General features: G+C 72.8%; 20 protein-coding genes. 11 read left to right on the top strand and 9 right to left on the bottom strand.

The genetic code is table 11. The features are described from left to right. The first annotated feature begins 348 nt into the window (after positions 1-348). A complete protein-coding gene (locus R6Y94_RS08075; RefSeq protein WP_318395157.1) occupies positions 349-2,070 on the top strand; it encodes a DEAD/DEAH box helicase in 1,722 nt (573 codons plus the stop codon). A gap of 176 nt (positions 2,071-2,246) precedes the next feature. On the opposite strand, the gene R6Y94_RS08070 is transcribed toward R6Y94_RS08075, so the two are convergent. Both R6Y94_RS08070 and R6Y94_RS08065 read right to left on the bottom strand, forming a co-directional pair. Next, on the bottom strand, positions 2,247-2,480 hold the full coding sequence (locus tag R6Y94_RS08070; protein ID WP_203860997.1) for a hypothetical protein: 234 nt from the start codon (positions 2,478-2,480) through the stop codon (positions 2,247-2,249). Between the two features lie 244 nt (positions 2,481-2,724). Then, the gene (locus R6Y94_RS08065) at positions 2,725-4,371 is read right to left on the bottom strand and encodes an RNA polymerase sigma factor (RefSeq protein ID WP_318395156.1); all 1,647 of its coding nucleotides are present in this window, start codon (positions 4,369-4,371) and stop codon (positions 2,725-2,727) included. 289 nt (positions 4,372-4,660) lie between these two features. On the opposite strand from R6Y94_RS08065, the gene R6Y94_RS08060 reads away from it, so the two are divergent. Further along, a complete protein-coding gene (locus R6Y94_RS08060) occupies positions 4,661-5,485 on the top strand; it encodes an inositol monophosphatase family protein (RefSeq protein WP_318395155.1) in 825 nt (274 codons plus the stop codon). Positions 5,486-5,488: 3 nt separating this feature from the next. Here the strand turns inward: R6Y94_RS08060 and R6Y94_RS08055 are convergent, their stop codons facing one another. Continuing rightward, entirely contained in the window at positions 5,489-6,034 is a 546-nt protein-coding gene (locus tag R6Y94_RS08055) for a LytR C-terminal domain-containing protein (RefSeq protein WP_318395154.1), read from the bottom strand. Positions 6,035-6,456: 422 nt separating this feature from the next. Here R6Y94_RS08055 and R6Y94_RS08050 point away from each other — a divergent pair, with 422 nt between their 5' ends. Both R6Y94_RS08050 and R6Y94_RS08045 read left to right on the top strand, forming a co-directional pair. Next, complete coding sequence (locus R6Y94_RS08050; RefSeq protein ID WP_203861001.1) at positions 6,457-6,753, top strand: DUF4193 domain-containing protein; 297 nt, start codon at positions 6,457-6,459, stop codon at positions 6,751-6,753. Between the two features lie 198 nt (positions 6,754-6,951). Beyond that, entirely contained in the window at positions 6,952-7,845 is an 894-nt protein-coding gene (locus tag R6Y94_RS08045) for a hypothetical protein (RefSeq protein WP_318395153.1), read from the top strand. A gap of 88 nt (positions 7,846-7,933) precedes the next feature. Here the strand turns inward: R6Y94_RS08045 and R6Y94_RS08040 are convergent, their stop codons facing one another. Beyond that, positions 7,934-8,425 carry a DUF3093 domain-containing protein gene (locus R6Y94_RS08040; RefSeq protein ID WP_318395152.1) on the bottom strand — a complete coding sequence of 164 codons (492 nt, stop codon included), beginning with the start codon at positions 8,423-8,425 and terminating at the stop codon, positions 7,934-7,936. Between the two features lie 42 nt (positions 8,426-8,467). On the opposite strand from R6Y94_RS08040, the gene dut reads away from it, so the two are divergent. The 4 genes from dut to R6Y94_RS08020 all read left to right on the top strand — a co-directional run bounded on the left by dut (position 8,468) and on the right by R6Y94_RS08020 (position 11,380). Continuing rightward, entirely contained in the window at positions 8,468-9,019 is a 552-nt protein-coding gene (dut, locus tag R6Y94_RS08035) for a dUTP diphosphatase (protein ID WP_412102709.1), read from the top strand. Positions 9,020-9,217: 198 nt separating this feature from the next. Beyond that, positions 9,218-9,958, top strand: a complete 741-nt coding sequence (locus R6Y94_RS08030; RefSeq protein ID WP_318395150.1) for a DUF3710 domain-containing protein — start codon at positions 9,218-9,220, stop codon at positions 9,956-9,958. A gap of 299 nt (positions 9,959-10,257) precedes the next feature. Next, positions 10,258-10,638 (top strand): OB-fold nucleic acid binding domain-containing protein, encoded by a 381-nt coding sequence (locus R6Y94_RS08025; protein WP_318395149.1) that lies wholly within the window; start codon positions 10,258-10,260, stop codon positions 10,636-10,638. Positions 10,639-10,681: 43 nt separating this feature from the next. Continuing rightward, positions 10,682-11,380 carry a DUF3159 domain-containing protein gene (locus R6Y94_RS08020; protein WP_318395148.1) on the top strand — a complete coding sequence of 233 codons (699 nt, stop codon included), beginning with the start codon at positions 10,682-10,684 and terminating at the stop codon, positions 11,378-11,380. A 37-nt stretch (positions 11,381-11,417) separates the two neighbouring features. Here R6Y94_RS08020 and R6Y94_RS08015 read toward each other — a convergent pair whose 3' ends face one another. Further along, positions 11,418-12,113: a TrkA family potassium uptake protein gene (locus tag R6Y94_RS08015; RefSeq protein WP_318395147.1), complete on the bottom strand. Its 696-nt coding sequence runs from the start codon at positions 12,111-12,113 to the stop codon at positions 11,418-11,420. A 1-nt stretch (position 12,114) separates the two neighbouring features. Beyond that, positions 12,115-12,780 carry a TrkA family potassium uptake protein gene (locus tag R6Y94_RS08010; RefSeq protein ID WP_318395146.1) on the bottom strand — a complete coding sequence of 222 codons (666 nt, stop codon included), beginning with the start codon at positions 12,778-12,780 and terminating at the stop codon, positions 12,115-12,117. 306 nt (positions 12,781-13,086) lie between these two features. On the opposite strand from R6Y94_RS08010, the gene R6Y94_RS08005 reads away from it, so the two are divergent. Both R6Y94_RS08005 and R6Y94_RS08000 read left to right on the top strand, forming a co-directional pair. Continuing rightward, entirely contained in the window at positions 13,087-15,207 is a 2,121-nt protein-coding gene (locus R6Y94_RS08005) for an APC family permease (protein ID WP_318395145.1), read from the top strand. Further along, the gene (locus R6Y94_RS08000; protein ID WP_318395144.1) at positions 15,204-16,475 is read left to right on the top strand and encodes a class I SAM-dependent RNA methyltransferase; all 1,272 of its coding nucleotides are present in this window, start codon (positions 15,204-15,206) and stop codon (positions 16,473-16,475) included. Before R6Y94_RS08005 ends, R6Y94_RS08000 begins: the two co-directional genes overlap by 4 nt. On the opposite strand, the gene R6Y94_RS07995 is transcribed toward R6Y94_RS08000, so the two are convergent. Continuing rightward, positions 16,409-17,257, bottom strand: coding sequence for an RNA ligase family protein (locus R6Y94_RS07995; protein ID WP_318395143.1), 849 nt, complete (start codon positions 17,255-17,257; stop codon positions 16,409-16,411). The two genes, R6Y94_RS08000 and R6Y94_RS07995, sit on opposite strands and share 67 nt — an antisense overlap. A 178-nt stretch (positions 17,258-17,435) precedes the next feature. Continuing rightward, the gene (locus R6Y94_RS07990) at positions 17,436-17,687 is read right to left on the bottom strand and encodes a hypothetical protein (RefSeq protein ID WP_318395142.1); all 252 of its coding nucleotides are present in this window, start codon (positions 17,685-17,687) and stop codon (positions 17,436-17,438) included. 421 nt (positions 17,688-18,108) lie between these two features. On the opposite strand from R6Y94_RS07990, the gene dxs reads away from it, so the two are divergent. Beyond that, the gene (gene dxs, locus R6Y94_RS07985; RefSeq protein ID WP_318395141.1) at positions 18,109-20,103 is read left to right on the top strand and encodes a 1-deoxy-D-xylulose-5-phosphate synthase; all 1,995 of its coding nucleotides are present in this window, start codon (positions 18,109-18,111) and stop codon (positions 20,101-20,103) included. A 187-nt stretch (positions 20,104-20,290) separates the two neighbouring features. Here dxs and R6Y94_RS07980 read toward each other — a convergent pair whose 3' ends face one another. Further along, the gene (locus tag R6Y94_RS07980) at positions 20,291-21,481 is read right to left on the bottom strand and encodes a hypothetical protein (RefSeq protein ID WP_318395140.1); all 1,191 of its coding nucleotides are present in this window, start codon (positions 21,479-21,481) and stop codon (positions 20,291-20,293) included. Positions 21,482-21,619: the final 138 nt, after the last annotated feature.

Here is a 21,619-nt window from a genome sequence, read left to right as displayed (position 1 = left end):
GACGGCGCTGTTCCGGCGGGCCGGCGGGCCGGCGGCGGACGAGGTGTTGACCGGCAGGCCGGCGACGGTACCGGCCCGGTGGATCGGCAGGCCGATCACGCCGGCGGCGTGCACCGGCAGGCCGACGACGGACGCGCTGCGGACCAGGGTCGCTGACCGGCCGTGCCCGGGCGTCCGGGCACCGTCGAGGGCCCGGGCCGGCGGCGCCAACTGTGCCCGCTGTGGCGTCGGTGTCGCCTGGGTCGGATGGGGCCGGCTGGTTATGCTGGTACGGCCTTCGCGCTCGGTCCGGTCGCGGAGGCGTTTTCGTGTGGTCGGATACCTGGCCGTCGGAGGGGAGAGATTCGCGTGGGAGCCCGACTGCCGGTTCTCGAGTCGTTCCCGGCGCTGCGCGCGTGGCAGCGTAAGGCGTTGGTGGAATACCTGCGACGCCGTTCCGAGGACTTCCTGGCCGTCGCCACGCCCGGTGCCGGTAAGACCACCTTCGCGCTGCGGATCGCCGCCGAGCTGCTCCGCGACGGCACGGTCGAGGCGGTCACCGTGGTCGCCCCGACCGAACACCTGAAGACCCAGTGGGCCGCGGCGGCGGCCCGGGTCGGCATCCAGCTCGACGCCGCCTTCCGCAACGCCGACCTGCACTCCTCGGCGGACTTCCACGGTGCGGTCGTCACGTACGCCCAGGTCGGCATCGCCCCGCAGGTGCACCGCCGCCGGACGATGACCCGACGGACCCTGGTGATCCTCGACGAGATCCACCATGCCGGCGACTCCCGGTCCTGGGGCGACGGGGTCAAGGCGGCCTTCGAACCCGCCGTACGCCGGCTGATGCTGACCGGTACGCCGTTCCGGTCGGACGAGAACCCGATCCCCTTCGTCAACTACGAGCGGGGCGGCGACGGCCTGCAACGCTCCCGCGCCGACTCCGTGTACGGCTACTCCGACGCGCTCGCCGACGGCGTCGTCCGTCCGGTGATCTTTCTCGCCTACTCGGGGGAGACCCGGTGGCGGACCAGCGCCGGGGACGAGTTGGCCGCCCGGCTGGGCGAGCCGATGACCCAGGACCTGATTGCCCAGGCCTGGCGCACCGCGCTGGACCCGGCCGGCGACTGGATGCCGCAGGTGCTGCGGGCCGCCGACGCGCGGCTGCAGGTGCTCCGGGCCGGTGGAGTCTCCGATGCGGCCGGTCTGGTGATCGCCACCGACCAGCAGGCGGCCCGGTCGTACGCCCGGCTGATCGAACGGATCACCGGGGAGCGGGCGGTGGTGGTGCTCTCCGACGACCAGGGCGCCTCGGCCCGGATCGCCGCCTTCGCCGCCTCGGACCAGCGCTGGATGGTCGCGGTCCGGATGGTCTCCGAGGGGGTCGACATTCCCCGGCTGGCCGTCGGCGTCTACGCGACCAGCGCCTCCACACCGCTCTTCTTCGCCCAGGCGATCGGGCGGTTCGTCCGGGCCCGCCGGCCCGGCGAGACCGCGTCGGTCTTCCTGCCCAGCGTGCCGCATCTGCTCGGGCTGGCCAGTGAGATGGAGGTCGAGCGGGACCACGTGCTGGGCGCGCCGAAGCGCGGCGACGGGCTCGACGACGACCTGCTGGAGCGGGCGCAGCGCACCGAGCAGGCCAGTGGGGAACTGGAGAAGCGGTTCGAGGCGCTCTCCGCCACCGCCGAACTGGACCAGGTGATCTTCGACGGCGCCTCCTTCGGCACCGCCGCCCAGGCGGGTACGCCGGAGGAGGAGGAGTACCTCGGCCTGCCCGGCCTACTCACCGCCGACCAGGTCGCGGTGCTGCTGAACAAGCGCCAGGCCGAGCAGTTGGCCGCGCAGCGGCGTCGGACGATTGCCGAGCCGGTGCCGGCGCCCCGGCCGGAGAGCCGCCCGCTCAGCGCGGCGGAACGGCGGGTCAGCCTGCGCCGCCAGCTCAACGCACTGGTCGCGGCGCATCACCACCGGACCGGGCTGCCACATGGCAAGATCCACGCCGAGCTGCGCCGCCGCTGCGGCGGGCCGCCCAGCGCGCAGGCCACCATCGAGCAGCTCGAGGAGCGGATCGCCACCGTCCAGACGTTGTGACCGCGTCACGGCACCGAGGCGGCCGTACGGCGGCGCGGCCGATGCCAGCACAGTGCCGGCGGGTCCGTGCCGTGCTGCGGCCGATCGCCGGCTGTGTCGGCAATCGGCACTGTCGGGGAATAGACGACCGGAGGCGCCCGCTCCGGGCACCTCCGGTCAGCTATGTCCTGATTGGGTTAGTTCGCCATCAACTCGGCGCCTCGCCAGCTGAACTCGGGGTCAACCGCGTACCTAACCGTGATCTTCACGAGATCCTCGGCGTACTTGTTCGCGTGATGCCCACAGAACACCAGCTCGCTCCCACCCGCGAGGGTGATTCGAAGCTTGCCGGCGGCGTTACAGCGGTCGCACCGTTCATCGGCGGCTGGGGGAGCCACCGTCTCGGGCGGCGGCGTGAGGGTCGGGGTCATCGCCTTCCTCCTGCGGTCGTCACCGATGAACACTCTCGTCGGTCATTGCTCACCTATCGTGCAACACCCTCGTGGGGTGTGGCCTTCCCAGTGTGCCCCCGGGGGACCGATGTCACACGTGGTAGAGACAGTGTGCCGTGCCACCAGGGTGCCACGTCAACGATCACAAGTGGGGAACCGCCGATCACCATGCGCCCGATGTACGTGTGGTGATCAGATGGACACGACTGGTTGACTTTTGGGGTCAGTCAAGATAATCGCGTAGCACCTGCGAACGGGACGGATGGCGCAGCTTCGACATCGTCTTGGACTCGATCTGCCGGATCCGCTCGCGGGTCACGCCGTACACCTGGCCGATCTCGTCCAGGGTGCGCGGCTGTCCGTCGGTCAGCCCGAACCGCAGCCGCACCACGCCGGCCTCCCGCTCGGAGAGCGTCTGGAGCACCTGCTGGAGCTGGTCCTGCAACAGCGAGAAGGAGACCGCGTCGACCGCGACGACCGCCTCGGAGTCCTCGATGAAGTCCCCGAGCTGGCTGTCTCCCTCGTCGCCGATGGTCTGGTCGAGCGAGATCGGCTCCCGAGCGTACTGCTGGATCTCCAGCACCTTCTCGGGTGTGATGTCCATCTCCTTCGCCAGCTCTTCCGGAGTGGGCTCGCGGCCCAGGTCCTGGAGCAGCTCGCGCTGGATCCGGCCCAGCTTGTTGATCACTTCGACCATGTGCACCGGGATGCGGATGGTGCGGGCCTGGTCGGCCATGGCCCGGGTGATGGCCTGCCGGATCCACCAGGTGGCGTAGGTGGAGAACTTGTAGCCCTTGGTGTAGTCGAACTTCTCGACGGCGCGGATCAGGCCGAGGTTGCCCTCCTGGATCAGGTCCAGGAACGCCATGCCCCGCCCCGTGTACCGCTTGGCCAGCGAGACCACCAGCCGCAGGTTCGCCTCGAGCAGGTGGTTCTTGGCCCGCTCGCCGTCCCGGGAGATCCACATCAGGTCGCGCTGCATCTCCCGGACGAGCTTCTCCTCGCCCTCCTCCGCGGCGCGCAGCCGCTCGGCGGCGTAGAGCCCGGCCTCGATCCGCTTGGCCAGCTCGACCTCCTGCTCGGCGTTGAGCAGCGGAACCTTGCCGATCTGCTTGAGGTAGGCCCGGACCGAGTCCGCCGAGGCGGTCAGCTCGGCGTCCCGGCGCGCCTGCTTGAGCGCCTCGGACTCCTCGTCGTCCCACTCGAAGTCGTTGTCGGTCGCGGCGTCGGCGGCGTCCGCCTCGGCGGCCTTGGCCAGCTCGGCCGGCTCCTCGACCACCACGTCCTCGATCTCGGCGGCAAGCTCCTCCGGATCGATGTCGTCGCCGGGACCGTCCGGGGCGCCGCCCTTGGCCGGCGCGCCGGCCTTGGCGCCCTTGGCCGGTCCGGTGCCGGCAGCCTTGCCGGCTGCCCGGCCGGGCTTCGGCGGAGCCTTGGCGGCCGTCTCAGCGGCCTTCGCGGCCGGTTTGGCGGCACCGGCCGGGGACGCGCCGTCGGCCGCGAGCGTCGGCTTGCGGGTCGCCGGCTTGCGCGTCGCGCCGGCCGACTCGTCGGCGGCGGGCGCCTGCTTCGGGGCCGGCGGCGCCGATTTCTTGGTCGCCTTGGCGGTGGTCGCCCGCGAGGCGGGAGTGGCGGACCGGGCGGCGGCGACCCGGCGACGGGTACTCGCCGAGCCGTCGACCACGACGGTCACCCCCGCGTCCGAGAGCGCACGCAGGATTTTCTTGGCCTGGGCCGGAGTCACCTCAGCAGACTCGACCGTACGCGCCAGCTCGGCCGACGTGAGCTGGCCGCCGGCGCTCTGCGCGTGGGCGATCAGGGTGTCGGTGAGCGAGCGTACGTCGGCGCCGATGTGGCGGGGTTCTGTCACGAATGACCTTCCGGAGGCGATGAGCGAGCACGGCCGGGATCGGCCGGCGCAGCGCTATGCGTTGTGTCGGGCCGATGTGGTTGAGGGACCCCCGTGTCCCGGGCCGGCCGGTGCTCGGCGGTCCGTGGCGCGTGGGCAGGCGTGAATTGTAGCGCCGTCTGCGGCGATCATCCCGCGCCGCACGCCGGAGACGTGGTCCGGGGCCACCGACCCGATGCGCGTGTTGACTTTGTAAGGATGATACTCGCGCCGGGGGCGGGACGTCACAGGCGTGCGGGAAGGGGACGTCATGGACGGCACGACACCGGCTCCGGAGGAGCTGCTGAAGATCGCGGTCGAGGTGGCCCGGGAGGCGGCGGAGAGCGCGTACCGGATGCGCGCCGACGGCGTCTCCGGGGTGGCCACCAAGAGCACCGCGACCGACGTGGTCACCGCGGCCGACCGGGCGGTGGAGCGGCAGGCGGTCGCGACCCTGCGGGCGGCCCGGCCCGGCGACGCCGTGCTGGGCGAGGAGTACGGCGACGCCGAGGGCGCCGGCCCGGCCGGTGGCAGCGGCGTACGGTGGATCCTCGACCCGATCGACGGCACCGTGAACTATCTCTACGGGCTGCCGCACTACGCCGTCTCGCTGGCCGCCGAGGTCGACGGCGAGGTGGTCGCCGGAGTGGTCCGGAACGCGGCCACCGGGGACGAGTGGACGGCCGTCCGGGGCCGGGGCGCCTACCGGGCCGGTCGGCGGCTGGCGGGCTCGGTGGAGACCGATCTCGGACAGGCGCTGATCGCCACCGGGTTCGGGTACGACCCCGCGCGCCGGGCGCACCAGGCCGGGGTGCTGCACCGGCTCATCCCGTACGTCCGGGACATCCGCCGGTTCGGCGTCGCCTCGATCGACCTCTGCCTGGCCGCCGAGGGGCTGGTCGACGGCTACTACGAGAAGGGCCTGAACCTCTGGGACCACGCGGCCGGCGGGCTGGTCGCCACCGAGGCCGGGCTCCGGGTCGACGGGCTGTCCGGTGCCGCACCCGGGCCGGACCTGGTGATCGCGGCCCCGCCGGCGCTGTTCGGCCGGCTGCACGACCACCTGGCCCGGCTCGACGCGGCCGGCGGCCCCTGACGGTTATTTCAGGTTGGGGTCGGCGCAGGTCCGGGGTGGCAGTTGCGTGCTGTCGCTGTCCCGCTGGGTCAGCGCCTGGTTGACCTCGGTGATGGTCGCCAGTTGCTTGAACTCCCCGCCGATGACGACGTCGACCACGTCGTCCTTGCGGTCGAGCTGGAACTCCGGCTCCGCCTTGTTCAGGAAGTAGGCCCTGAGCACCTGGTAGGAGCCGACACCCTTCGGTCCGAACCGCAGCACCGCGACCTCGTCGTCGATGCCCTTCTTGGCCGGCTCGTTGCCGGCCTTGAGCACCTTGAACTGCCGGTTCTGGAAGTCGGTCTTCACCGTGTTGGCCAAGCCGGCGGTGTCGGTCGCGTTGTAGACATTGATCTTGATGTCCTTGGCCTGCCGCAACCGCGTGTCGGCGAGCTTGTCGCCTTCCTGGCAGTCGCTGGCGACCTCCTTGCCGGCCTGGGTGTCGCGGACGAGGGTGACGGCGACGAACACTATGGCGATCACCGCGAGCACGCCGACGACGAGGAGGGCTCGGACGCGCGCGAAAGTCATCTGCTTGGCTCCTGCGAAGCTGGTGTGGAACAGACACCGGGCGGCCGACCGGACGGGCCGCCGTGGCTATCGAGTATGCCGGTGACGCCAGCCGTTGTCCGACCGGGTGCTGAATCCGCCAGATTTGTCGGCGCGCCGACGCCGATCGGCCGACCACTACCCCTATCTTCGTGTCGCCTGAGTCACATTGGGAACAACTCCGCGCGCTCGGACGTACATGTCTGCCGCAGGGACGGTATACATGCCTCGCCCGAAGGGGGGTAAGGTACCCCGCTCGCCGGGGGAGTTCCGCCCGGCGGCCACGACCCGGAACGTGCGCCGGGTCGGGCGACCGGAAGTGAAGGCCGGCCAGCGGGAACCGAAACAGCGTCCTCCGGCGTTACAACCGGAAGCGACTATATCGATATGGGAGAGTGAGACCGATGGCCACCGACTACGACGCCCCGCGTCGCGACGAGGTCGACCTCGGCGAGGACAGCCTGGAAGAACTCAAGGCTCGGCGGGTCGACTCACAGTCGGCCGCCGTGGACGTCGACGAGGCCGAGGTCGCCGAGAGCTTCGAGTTGCCCGGTGCCGACCTGGCCGACGAGGAGCTCACCGTGAAGGTGCTGCCGATGCAGTCGGACGAGTTCCGCTGCGCGCGCTGCTTCCTGGTGCACCATCGCAGCCAGCTCGCGGTGGAGCGCAACGGTGAGCTGATCTGCCGCGAGTGCGCCTGACCACTGCGGCCGGAGCGGTCTTCCCGGGCAGGGGAGCCCGTCCGGCGGGTACGGGGTGAGTCTTCCGGTACGGGGGGAGCGGCGACCTCCACGGCTGGAGGTCGCCGCGCGTGATTCGACATGCGGGGCTGGCGGGTAACTGCTTGACTCGATGCGCGTGGTGGCACGCCCCACCGACGACACGCGCTGGAGGTCATGATGAGCCGCTCCGACCGGGCGTCCGACGCTTCCTCGCCGGGACCGACCGACGCCGCCGCGCCGGGACCGACCGACCGGGACGGGCCCGCCCTGCCGGTCGACGGGACGACCCCGGCCACGCCCGCCGGCCGGGGCGCGACGCCAGGTGCCGAACTGGCGTCCCGGGACGACGAGCTGAGTTCGACCGTCGCCGCGCTCACCGCCGACGAGCTAAACCGGTCCCGTCGGCGACGGCTGCTCGGCCGGCTGGTCGGCCAGGTGCGTACCGGGCGACCCGGAAACCTGTTCAAGCCCAAGGCGGCGGTCCGCTGGCTCACCGACACGGTGACGGAGATCGCGCCGCACATCCCGGTGCGCGACCGGGAAACCCTGCTCCGGCACTTCGACGGTCTCGACGGGGACGCGCTGGCCGAGCGGCTGGTCCGCAACGCCGTCAGGGCGACCGCCGGGGTGGGCGCGGCCGGTGGCGGCGTCGCGGCGGTGGAGTGGGTGGTCACCCCGACCCTGCTGTCGGCACCGGTGCTGCTGGCCGCCGAGACCGTCGCGGTGGTCGCCATCGAACTCAAGCTGATCGGCGAACTGCACGAGGCGTACGGCGTGCGGCTGCCGGGCGGCGGCAGCCAGCGCGCCGTCACCCTGATCCGTTCCTGGGCGGGCCAGCGCGGAGTCAATCCGCTGCTGCCCGGGGTCGGCGTCGGTGCGGTACTCGGCACGGCGGCCCGCAAGGAGCTGCGGGACCGGCTGCTGCGGCGGTTCGGCCGCAACCTGACCACCCTGGGGCCGTTCCTGACCGGCGCGGCGGTGGCCGGTTTCCTCAACGGCCGGGCCACCCGCGGACTCGGCGACCGGGTCCGGGAGGACCTCCGCCAGGGGCCCAAGGCGCTCGGCGGATGACCGACCGACTCGGCAACCGGCTGGCTCCGGTGCCTTGCCCGGGTGCGGATACGGCCGGGCGGTGGACCGAGTGCGGATCGGGCGGCGGTCAGTCCGGGTCGCGGGCCGCGAGGATCGCCTCGGCCAGGCGTACCGGATGGCGGGAGCTGATTACCCAGTAGGGCGTCGGGTCGGCCGGGTCGTCGAGGACCACCTGCACCGCTCCCGGCACCCACGGACGCTGCACCACGAACGCCAGCGGATCGGCACCGACTCCGAGTACCTCGCGCCGGCCCTCGGCGTCCAGCGGGATCGCGTCGGCGACGAACCGCACCGGCAGCCGGGCGTCGTCGACCAGCAGTTCGCCGTCGCGTACGGCGATCCGGATCCGGCCGAGCCAGCCGAGACCGACGGCGGCCAGCGGCAACAGCACCACGAACGGCAGCCAGGCGCGTACGCCGGTGGAACCGAGCCAGAGTTCGGTGGCCAGCAGCCCGGCGGCGGCGATCCCGGCCAGCCAGAGCCACCAGGGCAGGGTCAGCCGCTCGGCGTACCGGGCACGGGCCGGGACGACGGCGGGCTCGGAACTTGTCGGGGCCACGCTGGAAGGGTACGACCCGACGCGCCCGGTCGACCCGGCAGGATGGGGGCAGCACCGGTGGATCCGCGAACCTGCCAGGAGAGTGAGAGCGTGACGCACGTCCTGCCCGTACCCGTCCGGCTACTCGACCCCGACCTGCCGCTGCCGGCGTACTCCCATCCGGGTGACGCCGGAGCGGACCTGGTCGCCGCCGAGGAGGTCGAGATCCCGCCCGGCCAGTGGCGGCTGGTCCGGACCGGTGTCGCGCTGGCCCTGCCCGCCGGGTACGTCGGGCTGGTCCAACCGCGCTCGGGGCTGGCGGCCAGGCTCGGTGTGACCGTGCTCAACGCGCCCGGTACGGTCGACGCCGGTTACCGGGGCGAGATCCTGGTCAACCTGATCAACCACGACCGGGTCTCCCCGGCGAAGATCTCCCGGGGGGACCGGATCGCGCAGCTCGTGGTGCAGCGGGTGGAGCGGGTCGAGTTCCTGCCCGTCGACGAGTTGCCAGACTCCGTCCGGGGCGCGGGCGGGCACGGCTCGACCGGCGGGCACGCCGGGCTGGTCGCCGCCGACCACCGGGGCGAGCGGGTCGAGGGGGCGGGAAGCCGGTGAACCCGCCGGAAAGGGTGGACCTTTTCAACCTGGACAGCGCGGTGCGTGCGTCCCGACTTCCACCTGCGGCCACGGCGGACCGCCAGGGGAGGGTGAAAAGGTTCAGTGCCCCGGGTCGGACGTCGCCGTACGCCGTGGCCGACAATGCGAGTGATCCGCCCATCCGGCAGCCGGAAACGGAAGGTAGCAGGTAAGCACATGATCTTCTCCCGAGGACGCGGCGGGCGCCACTCCCGCGACGAGCGCTCCGGTCGGCAGTCGGCCGACACCCAGGACCTCGCCGCCGCGGCCGAGCCCGAGGGGCCCGGGCGCGGGCCGTACGACATCGGCGACGCGCCGCCGGACGTGCAGCGGCTCGACCTGGGCAGCCTGCGCATCCCGGCCGTACAGGACGTGGAGGTACGCGTCCAGGCCAACCCGGACGGGGTGATCCAGCAGGTCGTCCTGGTGCACGGCGAGAGCGCCCTCCAGTTGGGGGTCTTCGCGGCGCCGCGTACCGAGGACATCTGGCCGGAGTGGCGGGAGGAGATCCGCACCTCGCTGGCGGCCGACGGGGTGGTGGCCGAGGAGGTGGACGGGGAGTACGGCACCGAGCTGCGAGCCCGGGTCCGTACCCCGGACGGCGGCGTCGCCGACCTGCGGTTCGTCGGCGTGGACGGGCCGCGCTGGATGATCCAGGGTGTCTTCCAGGGGCGTGCCGCCAGCGACCCGGCCGCGGCCGGGTCGCTCGCCGAGTGCCTGAACGGGCTGGTGGTCGACCGGGGCCAGGAGGCCAAGCCGGTCCGCGAGCCGCTGCCGCTGCGGCTGCCCCGCGAGGCGGCCGCCGGGGCCGAGCCGCAGTCGGAGGGCGACGGGTCCGGGCCGCCGGTCAACGGGGTGGTCTCCGGCCACCAGCACCCGCACCGGCCCGAGCCGCGACCCCGCCGCGACGGCGCCTGACCAGTGCCCGTCGGGTATCCCTGCGGTGGGTGCCGGAACGGTCGTGGCGGCGCTTTGGTGCGGCCGTCGGCGGGCGCCCGGGGGTAACCCGGACGCGCCCGGCCGTCGGCGGGACCTGTCCGGGCGGATTCCGGAGGTCAGGGGGTCGCCGATCCGGGCGCGGGCGGCGGGCGGGTCGGCAACCCGCCACCGGGCGGCAGGTGCGCCCGTGCCGACCGGCGTACGCTTGCGGGACGGCTTCACGCCAGTCGTGTCGAGGACGCGCCGGGCGGGCGCGTCGAGGAGGGTGACACCGGGTCATGGCGACCGACCAGGGCCGAGTCTCGTGGCGGGGTTTCCTGCAACGGCTCACCGCGAGCGAGGCCGAGATCGAGGCCGAGGAGTTGCTCCGGGAGAGCGCCGAGTGCGGCAGCACCCCGGCCGGGCAGTGCCGCCGGGGCCAGGTGGTGTCGGTCTCGGGCCGGCTCCGCACCGTGGTCTACACCCCTCGGACGAACCTGCCGACCCTGGAGGCGGACCTCTACGACGGCAGCGACATCGTGACCCTGGTCTGGCTGGGCCGCCGGCACATCTCCGGGATCGAGCCGGGCCGGCAATTGACCGCGCGCGGTCGCATGGCGGTACGGGATGACCGTAAAGTCATCTACAACCCGTACTACGAGCTGGAGTCGCCGCGGTGAGCACGGACGGCGTCGACTCCGGCCGCGACCGGAAGACACACAGATGACCGCTGGACAGCCCCGCACCGACAGCACGGGCAGCGACCCGACGGCAGGCCGGACCGAGGAGGAGGAACCGCTTCCCAGCCTGACCGAGCAGATGGCCGAGCAGCTCGGCGGCTGGCGGGGGATGGTCGAGTCCAGCGTCCCCGTGGTCGTCTTCGTCGCGGTCAACATCATCACCGAGCTGCGTCCCGCGGTGATCGCCTCGGTGGCGGTCGCGGTGCTGATCGCGGTCGTCCGGCTCTTCCAGCGGCGGCCGGTCCGGCACGCCGTCAACGGCCTGGTCGGGATCGGCATCGGCGCCATGATCGCCTGGCGTACCGGTGACGAGCGGGACTTCTACCTGCCCGGCATCCTCTACGGCATCGTCTACGGGCTGGTGCTGCTCGGTTCGGCGGTGGTCCGCCAGCCACTGGTCGGCTGGATCTGGTCCATCATCGCCGCCGGTGGCCGGTCCGAGTGGCGGCAGGATCCCCGGCTGGTCCGCACCTTCACCCGACTCACCGTGCTGTGGGGCGTGGTGTGGCTGGCCAAGGTCGGTGTGCAGGCCGGGCTCTACCTGGCCGACATGGACACCGCGCTCGGCATCGCCCGGCTGCTGCTCGGCTATCCGCCGTACGCGCTGCTGCTGGTGATCACCATCTGGGCGGTCCGCCGGGTGAACCGGGTGCCGGCCGTACCGGCCCCGCTCGGCGGCTGACCGCCGCCGGCAGGCCCCGCCCGATCGGCCTGGCGGCTCAGCCGCTGCTGCTGCCGCGGGTCCGTTCGACGCTGTCCGGACCGAGGATCACCTTGCGGACCTCGTCCTCGACCTCGGCGGTGCAGACGAAGATCAGTTCGTCGCCGGCCTCCAGCGGGTCGTCCGGGCTCGGCACCAGCACCCGCTTGCCGCGCAGGATGGCGGTGAGCGCCGAGTCCCGGGGCAGCGGCACGGAGTGGACCGGGTGCCCGACGTACGGGGCGGTCGGCGGCAGCGTGATCTCGACCAGGTTCGCCTCGCCCTGCCGGAACGTCATCAGCCGGACCAGGTCGCCGACGGTCACCGCCTCCTCGACCAGGGCCGCCATCACCCGTGGCTTGCTGACCGCCACGTCGACACCCCACTGGTCGGTGAAGAGCCACTCGTTCTCGGCCCGGTTGATCCGGGCGACCACCCGGGGGACCGCGAACTCCGTCTTGGCCAGCAGCGAGACCACCAGGTTGACCTTGTCGTCGCCGGTGGCGGCCACCACCACGTCGCAGCTCGCCAGGTCGGCCTCCTCGAGGCTGGCCAGCTCGCAGGCGTCGGCGAGCACCCACTCGGCGGCCGGTACCCGCTCCGGGCGGAGCATCTTCGGCTTCCGCTCGATCAGCATCACCTGGTGCCCGTTCTCGATCAGCTCCTGGGCGATCGAGCGGCCCACGTTGCCGGCCCCGGCGATGGCGACCCGCATGTCAGCGCCCTCCTTCCGGCGGCGAACCCGCCACCGTCGTCACCTGGTCGGCGATGTCGTCGGTGACCAGCATGGAGAGCTGGTCGCCCTCCTGGAGCACGCTGGACGCGGTCGGCAGGGCGGCGATGCCGAACCGGGTCAGGTATCCGACCCGGGCGCCGGTGGCCTCTTCCAGCCCGCGTACCGGCCGGCCGATCCAGTCGTCGTGCACCGGCACCTCGATGATCGACACGGTGCTGGTCGGGTCGCGGAAGATCTCCACGTGCCCCTCCGGCACCAGATGCCGGACGATCCGGTCGGCGGTCCACCGGACCGTGGCCACGGTCGGGATGCCGAGCCGCTCGTAGACCTGGGCGCGCTTGGAGTCGTAGATCCGGGCCACCACCCGGGAGACGCCGTACGTCTCGCGGGCCAGCCGGGCCGAGATGATGTTGGAGTTGTCGCCGCTGGAGACGGCGGCGAAGCCGTCGGCCCGCTCGATGCCGGCCTGGCGGAGCACCTCCGCGTCGAACCCGGCGCCGGTGACGGTGATCCCGCCGAAGTCGGGGCCGAGCCGGCGGAACGCGTCGGCGTCCTGGTCGATGACGGCCACCGAGTGGCCGCGCGACTCCAGGTTGTGCGCGAGGGTCGAGCCGACCCGGCCACAGCCCATGATCACGACGTGCAAGGTAAGTCCTCCCGGGTCACCGTGGGACCGACCCGTCCGGTGGGGTGATGTCACCCTGAGCGTAGTCATCCGGCCCCCCGCCCGTGCCGCCCGACCTCCGCGTCGCCGGATCTCCGGGCGCGCCCCGAACTCCGGAGGGGGCGCGCCACGGCCCGTCGCGACGTGGCCCGGCGCGGGCCGGTTGCCAGCCGTGACCGGGCTTGCCCTCCCGGTGCCGGGCTACCGGGTGCCGGGTCGGCCGGCCCACCGGGAAGATCGGCCGCACCGCCCGACCGGGCGAATCCGGCAGCCGTACCCTTAGCGGTTGTGGCCAGTCCCACCTCGCTAGTCAAGCGTCTGCTGCTGGGCCGACCCTTCCGGTCGGACAAGTTGCAGCACACCCTGCTGCCGAAGCGCATCGCGCTGCCGGTCTTCGCCTCCGACGCGCTCTCCAGCGTGGCGTACGCCCCGGACGAGATCCTGCTGACGCTGTCGATCGCCGGCACCTCGGCGTACCTCTTCTCGCCGTGGGTCGCCCTGGCCGTCGTGGTGGTGATGCTCACCGTGGTGGCGAGCTACCGGCAGAACGTGCACGCGTACCCCTCCGGCGGTGGCGACTACGAGGTGGCCACCGTCAACCTCGGGCCGAAGTTCGGCGTCGGGGTGGCCAGTGCGCTGCTGGTCGACTACGTGCTGACCGTCGCCGTCTCGGTCTCCTCCGGGGTGGCCAACCTCGGGTCGGTGCTGCCGTTCGTCTCCGAGCACCGGGTCGGGGTCGCGGTGACCGCGGTGGTCGTGCTGAGCGCGATCAACCTGCGCGGGCTGCGGGAGTCCGGCACCGCGTTCGCGATCCCGACCTACGGCTTCATGATCGTGATCATCGGGATGATCCTCACCGGGCTGGTCCGGATCTTCGTCCTCGGCCACGACCTCCGGGCGCCCAGCGCCGACCTGGTGGTCAGCGCCGAGCACGCCAACCTGACCGCCTTCGCGATGGCCTTCCTGCTGCTCCGGGCCTTCTCCTCGGGCTGCGCCGCGCTGACCGGGGTGGAGGCGATCTCCAACGGCGTACCCGCGTTCAAGCCGCCGAAGAGCCGCAACGCCGCCACCACGCTGCTGCTGCTCGGTTCGGTGGCGATCGTCATGATCATGGGCATCATCTGGCTGTCCCGGCTGACCGGCCTGCAGTTCATGGAGAACCCGGCCCGGCAGCTCGAGCACGGCCCGGTCGACTACGTGCAGCAGACCGTGACCGTCCAGCTCGGCCAGGCCATCCTGGGCAGCGGGGTCCTGCTCTTCGTGGTGGCCGGCGCGACCGCGCTGATCCTGTTCCTGGCCGCCAACACCGCGTTCAACGGCTTCCCGGTGCTCGGCTCGATCCTGGCGCAGGACCGCTACCTGCCCCGGCAGTTGCACACCCGGGGCGATCGGCTGGCCTTCTCCAACGGCATCGTCTTCCTCGCGTTGACCGCGATCCTGCTGATCGTCGCCTTCCAGGCCGAGGTGACCCGGCTGATCCAGCTCTACATCGTCGGCGTCTTCGTCTCGTTCACGCTCTCCCAGGCGGGGATGATCCGGCACTGGAACCGGATGCTGCGTACCGAGCGGGATCCGGTCGTCCGGCGGAGGATGGTCCGGTCCCGGGCCATCAACGCCTTCGGGATGGGCCTCACCGGGGCCGTACTGGTGGTCGTCCTGATCACCAAGTTCCTGCTCGGCGCCTGGATCGCCATCGCCGCGATGGCGGTGATCTACGCCATGATGCTGGGCATCCGCCGGCACTACGACCGGATCGCCGCCGAGCTGACCCCGGCCGAGGGGCGCCCGGTGCTGCCGGCCCGCAACCACGCGATCGTGCTGGTCAGCAAGGTGCACCAGCCGACCCTGCGGGCGGTCGCCTACGCCCAGGCGACCCGGCCGGACACCCTGACCGCGCTGACCGTGAACGTCGACGAGGCGGACACCCGGGCGGTGCAGGCCGAGTGGGAACGGCACGGGGTGGCCGTGCCGCTGACCGTGATCGACTCGCCGTACCGGGAGATCACCCGGCCGATCCTCGACTTCGTCGCGTCGGCGCGCCGGGAGTCGCCGCGCGACGTGGTCACCGTCTTCATCCCGGAGTACGTCGTCGGGCACTGGTGGGAGAACCTGCTGCACAACCAGAGCGCGCTGCGGATCAAGGGCCGGCTGCTCTTCGAGCCCGGGGTGATGGTGACCAGCGTGCCGTGGCAACTCGCCTCCACCGCCCGGAAGAACCTGGACCGGTTCGACGCCACGCTCAGCCGCGGACCGGCCCGGGGCCCGCGCGGCGGTGCCGTCGGTGGCCTGCTCGGCCCGCCTCCGCCGTCGAACACCGCCGCCGCGCCGGCGCCGCCGCCCCCGCTGGCCGGTACCGACCTCGACGAGCCTCCGCCCGCCCCCGGGCGGGACACGGCCGGTCCCCGATGAGCACCGGGGAGCGGTCCGGGGTGTCCTCGGTGGGCCCCGGTGAAGCGGAGCGGGTCGAGCTGACCGTCGGGCCGGTGGCGCACGGTGGGCACTGCGTGGCCAGGCTGGACGGGCAGGTGGTCTTCGTCCGGCACGCGCTGCCGGGGGAGCGGGTGATCGCCGAGATCACCGAGGTACGCCGGGACTTCCTGCGGGCGGACGCGGTGACCGTACTCGATGCCTCGCCGGACCGGGTCGTCCCGCCGTGCCCGTGGGCGGGGCCGGACCGGTGCGGCGGCTGCGACCTCCAGCACGTCGCACCTGCGGCGCAGCGGCACTGGAAGGCCGAGGTGGTACGCGAGCAGCTACGCCGGCTGGCCCGACTGTCCCCGGAGGAGGTCACCGAACTGGACGTCCGGGTCGACGAACTGCCCGGCGGTCCGCTCGGCTGGCGCTCCCGGGTCCGGTACGCCGTCGACGCCGCCGGCCGGGCAGGGCTGCTCAAGCACCGCTCGCACGAGGTGGTCCCGATCGACCGGTGCCGGATCGCCCGCCCGGCGATCCAGGACCTGCCGGTGCTGGCGCCCAGCGGCCGGCTCTGGCCCGACGCCGACCTGGTGGAGGTGGTCGCCTCCTCGGCCGGCGACGTGACCGTACGCGGGCGGCGCGGCACGGCGGCCGGGGACGGCACGGCGGCCGGGGACGGGGCGGCGGAGCGGGTCCGGGAGATGGCGGTCGGCCGGACGTGGCGGCTGCCGCCGGAGGCGTTCTGGCAGGTGCATCCGGCGGCGGCGGAGACGCTGGCGACGGCCGTACTCGACCTGCTGGCGCCGCGGGCCGGCGAGTCCGCCTGGGACCTCTACGGCGGCGCCGGACTGTTCGCGGCGGCGCTGGCCGGCCGGGTCGGCCCGGCCGGCCGGATCACCCTGGTGGAGTCGGCGGAGCCGGCTGTCGAGGCCGCCCGGGACAACCTGCGCGACCTGCCGCAGATCGAGGTGGTCCGGGCGTCGGTCGGGCCGGCGCTGCGGCGGCGCCGGATCGTCGGGCCGGTCGACCTGGTGGTGCTGGACCCGCCGCGCGCCGGTGCCGGTGCCGAGGTCGTCCGGGCGGTCGCCGCGGCCACCACCCGGGCGGTGGCCTACGTGGCCTGCGACCCGGCCGCCTTCGCCCGGGACGCCCGGACGTTCCGGGAGGCGGGCTGGCGACTGGCCGCGCTGCGCGGCTACGAACTCTTCCCGATGACCCAACATGTGGAGCTGGTGGCGCTGCTGCTGCCGGGCGAGGGCTGAGCCCGGCCGGTACGGCGGCGCTTCAGGGTCCGCTCGTAGTCCTGGAACCGCGCCTTGGCGATCGTCGAGCGGGTCTCCGAACGCAGCACGACGCCCTCGGCGCGGCCCGGCGTACCGTCCAGGGCCACCGTCGTGGCCGGCAGGAGTTCGCCGAGCAGCCGGTGGGTCTTCTCCAGATCGGTCGGCAGCTCGGCGGCGTCGACCGTGGCCAGCCGGGGTACCGTCGGCAGCCCGGCGGCCTCGGCCCGGGCCAGCAGCTCCGGCTCGGCGAGGAACGGCTGACCCGCCGACTCCCGCCAGGACGAGATCCGCTCGGCCGGCCAGTCCAGCAGCTCGGCGTAGTCGTCCAGCACGACCACGTCGAAGAGCCGGGCGCCCACCGCCCGGGTGTCGGTGTAGTGCTTCGACGCGGCGGTCACCTTGCCGCCGTAGACCTCCAGGTAATGCACCACGATGGCGTCCCGGCCGCCCGGCGGCAACCGGTCGGCGATCGGCCGGAGCGCCTCGACGATGCCGAGCGCCGGGTTGCCGATCAGGTCACCCCGGGCGTAGAGCAGCTCCTCGCGGCTGCCGATCAGGTAACTGCCGTCGGGCAGCGAGACGATCCGACCGTTGACTCCGTCGACCTTCTCGGTCAGCTGGACCCGGCCGGAGAAGGCGACGGTCTCGTCGAGCAGTCCGCCGTTGCGCGGGTCGAGCGAGTGGTAGGTCGGGATGGACGGGTACTTCGTCAACGAATTGACGGCGGCCAGGTTCGCCGTACGGACGTTGAAGTCGGACATGCTGCCTCCCCGTGATCTGCGCTGCCGTCCACCTGCCGGTGGTTCCGGCAACTCTGCGGGACCGCCGACCGGGCAGGCAACGCAGATTCGGCACGGGTACGCGGGCACCCAGCCGGATCCAGCGGCGGAGGACGCGGGGCAGTGGTGGTCGGCGCGGGCGGTGCTGCCGGGGCGGGGCTCAGGGAATGGCGTGCAGGGCGGACCGGGGCGCCGTGGGGACCGCCTCCGTATCCCGGCGGGCGGCCCGGGCGGCGGCCCGATCGCGGAGCCGGATCCAGGCGATGATCAGCAGAATCAGCGGCAGCAGCGGCAGTGCGACCAGCAGCACGATACCGACCGCGATGACCTGGCCGACGGCGTACTGGCCGGAGGCCGGGGTGGTTCGGGTCCGGCCGGGGGACCACTCGGGGCGAGAGCCAGCAGGCGACATGTCGAGACCTTAGGGGAGGGTGGGTTACCGGCCATGCTACGGCCCTTGGCAGCATCTGCCCGATTTTTCGGTCGTTCGGCGGATCCCGGACCCGCCACTCGCGGTGTGGAGTCGTCGACTGTCCGCAACGGCCGCGCCGTCCGGTCAACGGGACTCTGCTGATCGCCAGCCGCCCGGAACCGGCCGGCGAAGCGGTTCGCCCGCCGACCCGCTTCCGATCGGCTACCCTGCGCGCCGGGATGCGCACCGAACCTCTGCCACCTGGGCGGCGTGGGGCCATCCGTGGCACTGCTTCGGCGGCCCGGCTGCGGGCCGGTCCGGCCCCGATAGACTCTGCGGCTATGAGCCTGTGTAGGGAGCGAATCAGCCAGCCCAGCGCCGTGCGGCCCGATACCCCTGCCGAGCGCGGCGAGGTGACGGCATGACGGTGGAGGAGTCGGAGACGTCCGCCGGACGGTTGTTGGGCGCGGTCCGTGGACCGCAGGACGTCAAGCGGATGTCCGCCGAGGATCTGGCGTCGCTCGCCGCCGAGATCCGGGACTTCCTGGTCGCGAAGGTGTCCCGGACCGGCGGGCACCTCGGCCCGAACCTCGGGGTGGTCGAGCTGACCCTGGCCATGCACCGGGTCTTCGACTCGCCCCGGGACCGCTTCCTGTTCGACACCGGTCACCAGGCGTACGTGCACAAGATGCTCACCGGGCGGCAGGAGGGCTTCGACCAGCTCCGCCAGCGGGGTGGCCTCTCCGGCTATCCGAGCCAGGCGGAGAGCGAGCACGACCTGATCGAGAACTCGCACGCCTCGACCGCGCTCTCCTATGCGGACGGGCTGGCCAAGGCGTACGCACTGCGCGGCGAGTCGCGCAACGTCGTGGCGCTGGTCGGCGACGGGGCGCTGACCGGCGGCATGTGCTGGGAGGCGTTGAACAACATCGCCGCCGCCCGCAACCCACTGGTCATCGTGGTGAACGACAACGGACGGTCGTACGCGCCGACGATCGGCGGCCTGGCCGACCACCTGGCCACGCTGCGGCTCAACCCCGGCTACGAGAAGGTGCTGGACGTCGTCAAGGAGGCGCTCGGCTCCACCCCGCTGGTCGGCAAGCCGATGTACGAGGTGCTGCACGCGGTCAAGAAGGGCATCAAGGACGCGGTCGCGCCGCAGGCGATGTTCGAGGACCTCGGCATCAAGTACCTGGGCCCGGTCGACGGGCACGACGTGGCCGCGATGGAGTCGGCGCTGCGCCGGGCCAAGGGCTTCGGCGGGCCGGTGATAGTGCACGCGGTGACCCGCAAGGGTCTGGGCTACCGTCCGGCCGAGGAGGACGACGCCGACTGCCTGCACAGCCCGGGCACGTTCGACGTGCAGACCGGCAGGCTGCTCGCCACCCCGTCGGTGAAGTGGACGCACGTCTTCGCCGACGAGCTGGTCGCGATCGCCGACGAGCGGCCGGACGTGGTCGGCATCACCGCCGCGATGGCCGAGCCGACCGGCATCGCCGCGCTGGCCCGCAAGTACCCGAACCGGGTCTACGACGTCGGCATCGCCGAGCAGCACGCGGCCACCTCCGCCGCCGGCCTCGCCATGGGCGGCCTGCACCCGGTGGTGGCGGTCTACGCGACCTTCCTCAACCGCGCCTTCGACCAGGTGCTGCTCGACGTCGCGATGCACAAACTGCCGGTGACGTTCGTGCTGGACCGGGCCGGGATCACCGGCCCGGACGGGCCGAGTCACTACGGCATCTGGGACATGTCCGTCTTCGGGGTGGTGCCCGGGCTGCGGATCGCCGCGCCCCGGGACGCCGCGACGCTACGGGCGGAGCTGCGCGAGGCGGTCGCGGTGGAGGACGGGCCGACGATCCTGCGCTTCCCGACCGGTGCTGTCGTCGCCGACCTGCCGGCGGTGCGCCGGGTCACCGCCACCGGCTCGGGCTCCGGCGGGGTGGACGTGCTCGCCGAGTCCGCCCGGACCGACGTCCTGCTGGTCGCGGTGGGTGCGTTCGGGCAGCTCGGCGTCGAGGTGGCCGCCCGGGTCGCCGAGCAGGGCTACGGCGTGACGGTCGTCGACCCGCGTTGGGTCCGGCCGATCCCGCCGGAGCTGGTCACGCTGGCCGGCAGCCACCGGCTGGTGGTCACGGTCGAGGACGGCGTACGCGCCGGTGGGGTCGGTGACGCGCTGGCCAAGGCGCTGCGCGACGCCGACCTCCGGGTGCCGGTACGCGACCTCGGCGTGCCGCCGGTCTGGCAGCCGCACGGCACCCGGGCGCAGATCCTCGCCGACCTGGGGTTGACCGCGCAGGACGTGGCCCGGGACGTCACCGGCTGGGTCTCCCAGCTCGACGACGAGCCGATCGCGCCGGTGCCGGTGACCGCCCCCAACGGCGACCGGGCGGCGAAGGGACGCAACGGCCGGGGCTGACCGCCGGACGTGTCGGCGCCGACGTCCCGGTCCACCCGACCGGACTCGTCGGCGTCGATCCACGTCCGCCCCACCGGCAGGCGTACGTCCGGTCCCGGCGGTACGTGTCCGCCCTCCCGCCGACCAGAGCCCGCCCTGCCGGGCAGGCACGGTACGACGACGGCCAGAGCTGCTGGTCGAGTGGTCGTCAGTTGCCGCCGGCAGAGCGGTCGGTGGTCTTGTCCGAGGCGATCAGGCTGAACGTCTCCCGGGTGGCCGGCTTCGGCACCACGACCAGGCCGGGGCGGTCGACCAGTCGGGTCGTGTTCGCCGGCAGTGCGAGGCTGGTCTCCGGGCTCGGCTGCCAGACCAGCACCACGACGGGGCTGGACAACGGCAGGACGTACGCCTGGAGCGGCTCGAGCCGGTCGGCGGCCGAGACCAGCGGCGGACCTCCGGCGGGCCGGAACAGGGCCGCCGTCATCATGCCCTCGTCGGTGCGCCAGCTGAGCTGTTCGAGCTTGGCCGGCTCCTCCCCGGCACCCACCAGCTCGACCTCGGCCAACTCCTTCGTCGACAGCCGGTCGATCGGCCAGGAGACCGGCACCGATCCGGGGTGGGCCTCGCCGTGCACCCGGTGCGGGATGCTGCCGAACGGCCCGGTCCTGGTGCCGAGAGCGCAGGTGTCGAGGCCGTCCAGCACCTTCGCGCCGGAGCCGGTGTCGTCGCCGACCAGTGGGTAGCGCGGCCCCTCGATGCCGGTGCCGAGGTCGATGAGCCGGTCGGCGGCCTTGCCGCTCGGCAGCGACTCGCTGGGGCGCAGCCGGGCGGTGACGGTGCGGGCGGCGCAGGCCGGCAGCGCGACCGGGCCGGTCAGGCCGTCGGTGACGGCCAGTGGCCGGCGGTCCGGCCCGAGGAGCCGGTCCACCCGGGCGGAGACGAGATAGCGCCGGCCGGTGGGCAACTGCACCGGCAGCACGTCGGAGTAGACCAGGTAGCCCGGATCGGTGTATTCGACCGCCCGGTCGACCGTGAAGTCCGCTCCGTCGCCGGTCAACTGCAACAGCCAGGACCCCGCCTCGCCGGGCACGTCGGCGGCGACCAGCGCGAGCCGGCCACCGTCGACCTCGCCGAGCCAGAGGATGCCGGAGGAGGGCAGGTGCACCCGGTCTTCGACCGGGGAGCGCCACTCGTCGACGGCCCGGGCCACCGCCGCGGTCGCTTGTGGATCACCGGCCAGGGCGCCCCGCGAGGGCCACACCTGGAGGGTGCCGTCCAGCGTGTCGTAGCCGACCCGGAGCGCGACCGGAGGTTCCTTCGGGACGGTGCCGCACCCGCCGGTGAGCAGAGCCAGCGTGAAGGCCGCGCCGACGATCCCGCTACGAGGGAGTGAACCCACCGCTGTGCTCCCGATCCGCCTCAGTCGTCAACAGAAGCCACATCCTACGAGATCTCGGACGCGGCTCGGGCGCGACCCGGGAAAGCTCGACCGATCGGGGACCAGGGTCCCGGCGACACGACTCGCCCTGCGGAAACT

This window comes from Plantactinospora sp. KLBMP9567 (genome assembly GCF_033446045.1).
Classification (GTDB): Bacteria; Actinomycetota; Actinomycetes; order Mycobacteriales; family Micromonosporaceae; genus Plantactinospora.
This window is presented reverse-complemented; position numbering and strand designations above follow the sequence as displayed.